The 7,299-nt window shown below is 50.7% G+C and carries 6 protein-coding genes and 1 tRNA gene; 3 read left to right on the plus strand and 4 right to left on the minus strand.

Annotation, left to right across the window (positions count from 1 at the left end):
• The 3 genes from JMF94_RS13355 (at position 1) to JMF94_RS13365 (ending at position 1,537) form a co-directional block, all read left to right on the plus strand.
• Positions 1 to 459 (plus strand): PTS sugar transporter subunit IIB, encoded by a 459-nt coding sequence (locus JMF94_RS13355; protein ID WP_192111661.1) that lies wholly within the window; start codon positions 1 to 3, stop codon positions 457 to 459.
• 198 nt (positions 460 to 657) lie between these two features.
• Positions 658 to 1,134 (plus strand): hypothetical protein, encoded by a 477-nt coding sequence (locus JMF94_RS13360; protein WP_240825687.1) that lies wholly within the window; start codon positions 658 to 660, stop codon positions 1,132 to 1,134.
• A gap of 326 nt (positions 1,135 to 1,460) precedes the next feature.
• Positions 1,461 to 1,537 (plus strand) — tRNA-Arg (locus JMF94_RS13365).
• Positions 1,538 to 1,648: 111 nt separating this feature from the next.
• Here JMF94_RS13365 and JMF94_RS13370 read toward each other — a convergent pair.
• From JMF94_RS13370 to JMF94_RS13385, 4 genes are all read right to left on the minus strand, one after another.
• A complete protein-coding gene (locus JMF94_RS13370) occupies positions 1,649 to 3,211 on the minus strand; it encodes a DUF262 domain-containing protein (RefSeq protein WP_240825688.1) in 1,563 nt (520 codons plus the stop codon).
• 136 nt (positions 3,212 to 3,347) lie between these two features.
• Complete coding sequence (locus tag JMF94_RS13375; protein WP_240825689.1) at positions 3,348 to 5,801, minus strand: DUF3365 domain-containing protein; 2,454 nt, start codon at positions 5,799 to 5,801, stop codon at positions 3,348 to 3,350.
• Between the two features lie 363 nt (positions 5,802 to 6,164).
• The gene (locus tag JMF94_RS13380) at positions 6,165 to 6,647 is read right to left on the minus strand and encodes a hypothetical protein (RefSeq protein WP_240825690.1); all 483 of its coding nucleotides are present in this window, start codon (positions 6,645 to 6,647) and stop codon (positions 6,165 to 6,167) included.
• A 71-nt stretch (positions 6,648 to 6,718) separates the two neighbouring features.
• Positions 6,719 to 7,299 (minus strand): VWA-like domain-containing protein (locus JMF94_RS13385; protein WP_240825691.1); only part of this gene is annotated, 581 nt, incomplete at its 5' end.

Genomic DNA, 7,299 nt, shown 5'->3' on the forward strand with positions numbered 1-7,299 from the left:
ATGTGGTTTCGCGTGGACAATCGCCTGGTTCACGGCCAGGTCATCGAAGCCTGGTTACCCTACACAGGGGCGCGACATCTGGTGGTAGCCAACGACGAACTTGCGGACGACATAATGCGGCAGCAGATAATTGAACTGGCAGTGCCGCAGCGCGTGATGACCCACTTCATCAGCGTAAAGGAACTGGCGGCCACGCTCAATTCATGCGGTGATGACTGTTTTGTGCTGTTTGCCAATTGTCAGGATGCGCGGCGCGCCTGTGACGCGGGTATCCTCATGCAGGTGCTGAACATGGGCAACCTGCACTACGCGCCGGACAAGCTACAGGTGCTGCCCCATGTGGCCCTTTCCGCACAGGACAGGGAAGACCTGCACGTTATACAGGATCATCTTGTGCAGCTTGATTTTCGCTGCGTTCCCACAGAGACAGTTAGAGGCCCCAATGACCAACTTTTCTGATGTATTCGTTGCCGGGGTTCCCTACGCTTTTTTTTTGCCCTGGCTGGCGCTGCGCGTTCAACCTGCATCGTTGGCCTTGTAGACCGCCCCATCTGTCTGGCCCTGTTCGCGGGCTTTTTTACCGGCGACTGGTCGCTGGCACTCCCCCTTGGCATAATCATCGAACTGCTCTGGCTTGACGCGCTGGAGCTTGGCAGCGTGGTGCCGCCGTATGGCAGCCTGAGCTTTCTGCTGGTGTTCCCCCTGTGCAGACAGTTTGGGCTGGATCAGCCCGGTATGGCGCTGTTGCCGCTCATACTCTCCATGATGGCGGCCTACACGGCGAGCTGGTGTGAACAGCGCCAGCGCATCAACCTCAACCCGATGGTGGATGCCGTGGTGGCGTGGGGGAGCGGCAGCGGGGGAGTATCGCCGGGGCGCGTTATTCTGCGGGCCGGGCTGTGCCGCGCCTTGTGGCAGGCGGCGTTGTATGTTGTGTGCTTTGGGCTGATTTATCTGCTGCTGGCGGTGCTGTCGGCACATCACGCCATACCGGCCCTGCGGGCGGTGACGTGGTCTGCCCTGTATGTGGCGGCCCTGCTTGGGGCGGTGCTGTCGTTGCGCACGCGTCAGGCCTACGCTGTGCTTGTGGGCACGCTGGGCGCGCTGGCACTGCTCATTTGGGGCGGCAACTAGGGAGTGGCTGGAACTGCATAGAGGGGAAAACTGAGTAGTGGGCTGGTGGTAGAGCTGCTGCGGCTTGGCCTGCAGTTCGTCCAGATTTAGACGAAACTCGCCTCCAGCTCTGCGGGAGAGCGACAACCTCCTAAGTTGTAGGCCACAGTTGTAGGCAGCCCGCCAATTACAGACATCTGGCCCTTTTTCTCCATATGCGCGACTTGGATTTTTCCCCTGCCACCCGCGCCAGAAGTGCCCATTCAGAGGCCAGATGCTTTGCTGCCAGTGAAGCCGTAGATGCCCAGCTTGACATGACCCTAAAGAATTACTACAAAATCCGGATTGCGCTCGTAGCTCAGTTGGATAGAGCGACAACCTCCTAAGTTGTAGGCCACAGGTTCGATTCCTGTCGGGCGCACCAGCAATTTAAAAATGGTCACACGGAATTTCCGTGTGACCATTTTTAAATTGTTCTGTTGCTAGGTCATTTGCTAAGGGATGTTTGTTTGCGTACGGTGATAATACTATTTGCTCATTGCTTCACAGACTGATTGCAAAAAGGATGTGTCAGTTGACAATTATCGATACTTCCTTTCCCTTCTTCACGCACTCGTTTGATATGATCATATGAAACAGATTTTTCAGCGTCTAAATATCCATCACATACAGGGCATTTTAAAGCTGATGAAAGCGCTTTGTGAATAAAAACTTCACTTTTTGTGTTTTCACTAAATGTAAGCGTATTGTTTTTTTCAGTTCCAATAATAAGTTTTCCTTTGAGTCCAGAAGCATCAATAAGGAAGTTTTCATCAACTTGATTGGAATTTAAAAGTGTGTTGATGATAGATTCCAGCAAAGAAGCATACACATCTATACGCTTTGTACTGATGTGCTTTTGCAAAATCGAAGCAATTGTATCTTTATATTTAATAAGTATTAGTTCAAGTTGTGGTCGAATGGAGGTGAATTTTTTAAAAAATGTTTGATCATTATTAGATATTTTTTTTCCAATGAGCTTTACAGTCCCCATAAACATTGGACTAGAATGATGCCCAGACGGGCCATAAAAATAGACTGCTGGATGGAGGCCTAGGCTGCCCCCGTCGTTACCTGTGATCCTATTTGCAAGACGTATCCCTCTGTCTAGAACTTTGACGGTTTCGCTACCAGTCGAATCTTCATGCATCTCTGCTATTTTTTGGGGAATGCCAGATTGATCTCTGTTTGCGATTAATAAAAATTCGATCAGAACTTGGAGGGCCGTTCTTACCCCTTTTGACCCGCCGAGCGGAAGATCAAGAGTTTTTATCGGTCTTTTTATCTCGGGTTCAAATAAAATAATGTGTAGCTTTTTTGCGTTTTCTTCAATTTGTAGAGAGCATTCTTTAGGAAAAGCTGACCAATATTTATGTCCTTTTCCGGAACGAATAATGGCTCGTGCTGCGATTGGAATGGCGCATTTTCTGCACTTAAGCAAAAGCTCCTCTACTTCATCTAAAGGAGTTCCTTTTGTATTTATTTTGAAAAAAGAATTTTCAGCTTTATCAGCATCCCCTTTTACCCATTGGATGGGAAGCCCACGTGATGCGATTGCCGTCATCATTTTTCTTTCACTAGGATCTTCACTTTCGATTCTTTCCTCAATGTCCACCCAACTTCCAATTTTGCTATTAACAAGTTTTCTTGTGGTTTGAGCAATTTTTTTTTGTTCTTCTGATATTTCTCCACCAAAATATGCTTGAGAAAGGGGACCATCACCATAATCATCTTCTATCCAAGCCCGAAGAGCACTTAAGCGATGTCCACCATCAATAACAAATAAGGCAGAAGAAGACTTCCACAAAATTACCGATGGAATTAAGTCGCCACTAGTAAAACATTCTAGAAGTGAGACTACTTGTTGAGGATTCCAATGACTGGTTTCTCTTTGAAAATCGGGTTTTCTTAAGCGAGGTCCAATTAATGCTCCTTTTGTAAAATCTCTCAAAGAAATAGTTGATACATTGTCAAAGGAAGAGTCATCAGTTTCTTCAGATGCAAAATCAGCCCTTTTTATCATTGCATCAAGGTTTACCAAGTTTGCTCTGCTAGCCATAAATTCTTCTTCCTCGTATCATTGTGCTGTCAATTTTAATTAATATATCTTTGCACTTTTCCCTGTTCACTGCGAATACGAATCTGCTACTAACTTTTTTTACTTCTATTTTCGATATCATGGTTATAATTAATCCTCACCCCTTCTGCAACCACGCGCAGAGCTTCTGGTAGAGCAGCGACACTGAAACGGGCTTGGCGATAAAGTCGTTCATGCCAGCTTCTATGCACAGTTCGCGGTCTTCGGCAAAGGCGTTGGCAGTCATGGCGATAATGGGGATTGTGGCCCCTTGGGGAAGCAGCCGTATCTGCCGTGTGGCTTCCAGGCCGTTGATGTGCGGCATCTGCATATCCATAAGAATCAGATCATAGGTAGCGGCCTGCACCCGCTCAATGGCCTTGCCGCCGTCCTCTGCCAGATCAACGATAAAGCCCACATCTTCCAGCAGGGCCTGCGCAATCTCTCGGTTGATAGGCTCGTCTTCCACCAGCAGAATGCGCTTGCTGCCAAGCTTTTGCCGGATGGTGCGTTCCGCTTCCTCAGCGCTGACTCTGGTCGGTTCATTGACCGGGGGCGCGTCCTTACGCAGAACGGCAGTGAACCAGAACGTGCTGCCCTTGCCCTCCACGCTGGTCATTCCCGCCTTGCCGCCCATGAGTTCCGCAATCTTCTTGGTGATGGCGAGGCCAAGGCCCGTGCCGCCGTATTTGCGGCTCATGGAGTTATCCGCCTGTTCAAAAGCGCTGAAAAGGCGCGGCTGCATCTCCGGGCTGATACCGATGCCTGTGTCTTCCACCTCAAAGCGGTATGTCACAGTGGTGTCTGTCTGCGATTCCGGGCGCACTGTCACCTTAACATAGCCGTGATCCGTAAACTTGAGCGCATTGGTGGCGAGGTTGAGCAGGGCCTGCTGCAACCGGCTGTCGTCACCATAGACGGGGCAGGTCTCTGGCGCGGCATCCATAAGCAGCTCAATGCCTTTTTCCTGTGCTTTTTGCCCCAGAATGGACGTGATGTTCTCAAGCAGGGTCGGCACATGCACGGGCACGTGTTGCAGAACGAACTTTCCGGCTTCTATTTTTGATAATTCTAGAACATTGTTGATGATTTCCAGCAAATGACTGCTGGCGATCTCAATCTTTGTGAGCTTTTCCACTTGGCTGGGCGTGAGGCCTGATTTGCGCAAAATATGGATCATGCCCGTGATGGCGTTCAGGGGGGTGCGGATCTCGTGGCTCATGTTGGCGAGGAAGGCGCTCTTGGCAACGCTGCCAGCCTCTGCCGCGTTTTTGGCAATAATCAGATCCTGGGTTCGCGATTCCACCAATGCCTCCAATCGTTCGTGATGAGCCGCAAGCTCGGCCTCAACCTGCTTGCGCTCGGTGATATCCCTGACAAGCCCTATAGCAATCCACCGACCCTGCATGTTCATGGTAGACAGCGCAAGCTCGATGGCAAATTCCTGTCCATTCTTACGCAGGGCGCTCAGTTCCGCGCCAGGACCCAAAAAATCCCCCTGGCCATTGTGGCAGAAATTTTTCAGGCCCTCGGCCATTTTTTCGCGGTAGCGGGGCGGAACCAAAAATTCGTGCAAAACCCGCCCCATAACCTCATCTGCCATATAGCCAAAAATAGTCTCCGCCGCCTTGTTCCAAAAAATGATGCGCCCGGAGCAGTCCAGCAGAATCAGCGCGTCCTTGATGCTGTTTGTGGTCAGGCGGAAGCGTTCTTCATTTTCACGCAGGGTTTGCTCACGCTTCTGAATCTCTTTGCTCATTTTATTGATGGAGTTTGCCAGATCGCCAATTTCATCTTTGCCCATTGATTCAGCTCGCGCGCTGTAATCGCCTGCGGCGAGCTTTTTGGTGCTTTCTTCCAGCCGCGCCAGGCGGGCAACAACGTATTTGTTAAGCAGGACGCCAAGTGCAATCAAAAGCACAAGATAGCTAAAAAAATGTATTACAATCTGGAATATCTCTTCAGAATAATACTGGTGGCGCAGTTCTTCTGACGGTAAGAAAATGCTCAAAATTCCACGGATGTCACCAATATTGTAGTCGTAGGCGTCAGCGTAGTTTGCAGTAATGGATTGGGGGGCGTTCTCGCGGCTGCCATGACATCGCAGGCAGTACTCCTCAACCCTGATGGGGCTCGTGTAGTGATAGTAGGCAAGGCCGTTTTCTGTCACTTCGACCATTCGGCTTTTGGATTCAGGGTTGGCCTTGAACCATGCCAGGGCTTCAAGTTCGAACTGGTTTGCCATGTTGGCGGGATTGCGCGGCCTGTCAGACACATTGCTGAACCTGAGTCCGCTGGTGCTCCAGTTATGGAATTCTGTCGAGATTCTGGAAAGCGCGTGCGCAGGCAAAAATCCGATGGTGGCATCGGTTACGGGCAAGCCGCTATCAATGAACTGCTTCTGATAAACACGGCGAGTGGACATGATAATGGCGCGGAAGTCCTCTGCATCTCGCTGTAATTCTGTGCGGATGGAAGACTCAATCTCGTGATAACCAAAATAGATATCAGCACAAATGATTATGCTGATAATTGCAGCGGTAAGGCACCAAACCTTATACTTGATGCGCATAGCAGCCTCTCAATGAGTCTATGGCACGTTGTCAGTCTCAGGCCAGTGGTCTTGCGATATGCATTGTTTCTGGTAATGCGGGAAGATGAGGCAGGAAAACAGACTAAAAACAAGTTATGGCTTTGAAGATAACTTTTATTGTCTGTATGAATCAGAATTTTTATAAATATACAGTTGTATGATGATTATGTCAAAATAATACTCATATCATATGAGGTTATTTCAATATTTAAAAAATCATACATTTTATGCTGATAGATGCATGATTGTTTTTTTGCGCAAGATGTAGCTCATTTTTTATTGTTAGGTTGCTAATTAAAAGCATATTCAAGTTTGCATATGTGACGCAACAGATCATTATAGTTATTGTCCAGAGGCTTGTGCTCCGGCGGCAAGGCGCAAAAAGCGCTCAGCAAGCAGGTTGGGGGCAAGCATTACCTTGGCGGCAGCAGAGGTTTGCACGCAGCCGCTCACGTCAATAGGCTGGCTGTTGTCTGCCCTTTCAATTTCTGCTTCCAAGGCGGCGCGCAGGCGTTTAAAGGATTCTTCCACTTCCGGGTATTCATTGGTTTCGCGCCAGGGCAGGGTAAGGCTGCGCGTCCACGAATGCCCCTTGTGCGATGGGGCTTCAAGTGTGTGAAATCGGGTGGGGGTGTAGCCCTGCGCCCGCTCGAACAGGCCGGGATAGCAGTAATCCTGCCGCTCTTCATCCGGCTGCGGAATGGTTGAAACTATGCTTACAATGGGCAGGGCCAGAGCTTTTTCGTGTTCTTCAAGCCGCACGGAATATTGCAAGGTGGGCCGCAGGTAGCCGCGTTTTTTGGTGATTTTCCATTCAATATGCATAGCGACCTCGTGTGGGGATGGGGTGTTGCTGGGGTTGGTATCAATTAAGAAGCCTGATTAACGCGGTTGGGTCAGACCGTGCCCAGTGCGGCTCCGAATTCCGGTGCGGATTCCGTCAGGCATATCACCTGGCCGAATGGCGGCTGCTGCTCGTGCGGGGCGCTGCAAATCCACAGCACAGGATATTCCGGCTCGGCGGGGTAGCGGTCGCATTCCAGATCGGTGAACCAGATCAGGCAGGTGGGGGCCAGCCGCTCGTCTTCAATATGGGCGCACACAGGGCGGTAATCCGTACCGCCGCCGCCCACGGGCGCCAGGCTGGCGGGCATGTCCATACGCGTAAGCGTGAGGGTTTTCTGCACCTTGGTATCGTGAAACAGCACTGTGAGCGTGGTGTCGTAGGCCTCGAGCACGGTCGCAAGCTCTGCGCAAAACATGGCCAGCGCATGCTCGTCCACCGAGCCGGAGCAGTCCACAGCCAGCGCCACGTGGGGCAGGCGGGCCTCCCGCCGGGCAGGCAGGTAGATGTTCTGGTACAGGTAGCGGCGGTTGGGCGTTGTCCACGAATAGTCGTTTTGCGCGCACTGCTCCAAAAAACGCTGTAAAAGCGTGCGCCAATCCAGCTTGGGCCGCCACGCCCGGTCAAGCTGCC

It is taken from the genome of Desulfovibrio sp. UIB00, assembly GCF_022508225.1.
Lineage (GTDB): Bacteria > Desulfobacterota > Desulfovibrionia > Desulfovibrionales > Desulfovibrionaceae > Desulfovibrio.

Coding starts and splice junctions, on each gene's coding strand:
- JMF94_RS13355 (WP_192111661.1), top strand. CDS start 1: ATGTGGTTTCGCGTGGACAATCGCCTGGTTCACGGCCAGGTCATCGAA.
- JMF94_RS13380 (WP_240825690.1), bottom strand. CDS start 6,647: ATGCATATTGAATGGAAAATCACCAAAAAACGCGGCTACCTGCGGCCC.
- JMF94_RS13370 (WP_240825688.1), bottom strand. CDS start 3,211: ATGGCTAGCAGAGCAAACTTGGTAAACCTTGATGCAATGATAAAAAGG.
- JMF94_RS13375 (WP_240825689.1), bottom strand. CDS start 5,801: ATGCGCATCAAGTATAAGGTTTGGTGCCTTACCGCTGCAATTATCAGC.